This window comes from Chromobacterium alticapitis (assembly GCF_002924365.1).
GTDB lineage: Bacteria > Pseudomonadota > Gammaproteobacteria > Burkholderiales > Chromobacteriaceae > Chromobacterium > Chromobacterium alticapitis.
In genome coordinates this window covers 1-685 of sequence record NZ_PQWB01000122.1, presented here as the reverse complement: position 1 = coordinate 685, position 685 = coordinate 1, and the positions used below count along the sequence as shown (strand labels likewise).

Annotated in this window: 1 protein-coding gene; it reads right to left on the bottom strand. The window is 58.7% G+C overall.

Features of this window, described 5'->3' with window-relative positions:
* The coding region (locus C2I19_RS18770) for an IS5 family transposase (protein WP_103904158.1) at nucleotides 1–667 on the bottom strand (667 nt) is incomplete at its 3' end.
* Nucleotides 668–685: the final 18 nt, after the last annotated feature.

The window sequence follows — 685 nt, the reverse complement described above, 5'->3', positions numbered from 1 at the left end:
TCGCATTCTTGCGGGTCGGGATGCACCCGATCGCACCCCGCGCGGCAATCGCCTCATGGCACGTCTTGGTATCGAAAGCGCCATCCCCGCTCACACAGGCTATCGGCTCGTCGGCCGGAATTTGGGTCAATAGCGAAGGCAACATTTGGGCATCGCCCTGGCGGTTGTCCGTCACCTCAATGGCGCGGATTTGCAGGGTTTCCGCATCGATGCCCAGATGCACTTTGCGCCATTGCCGGCGATATTCTGCGCCATGTTTCTTGGTTTTCCACTCACCTTCGCCCAGCATCTTGATGCCTGTGCTATCCACCAGTAGATGCAGCGCGCCTGAGCTTTTCTTGTAGGGAATTTTGACCTGCAGCGTCTGCTGCCGCCTGGATAGCGTGCTGTAGTCGGGGACGCCCCAGTCCAGACCCGCCAACTTGATCAGGCTTTGGATGAAGCCGATGGTCTGCCTCAACGCCAGTCCAAACAGGCTCTTAATGGTCAGGCAGAATTGAATAGCGGCATCGCTATAGGTCTGCGTCCGTCCGCGCGTGCCCCGTGGAGTGGCCTGCCATGACATGCTCGTGTCCAGCCAGACGGACAGCGAGCCGCGCTGGATCAGGGCTTTGTTGTAGGCGTTCCAGTTGGTCGTTCGATAGCGTTTTGGAGCGGGCTTGGTCATGCCACTATCTTACCAAGC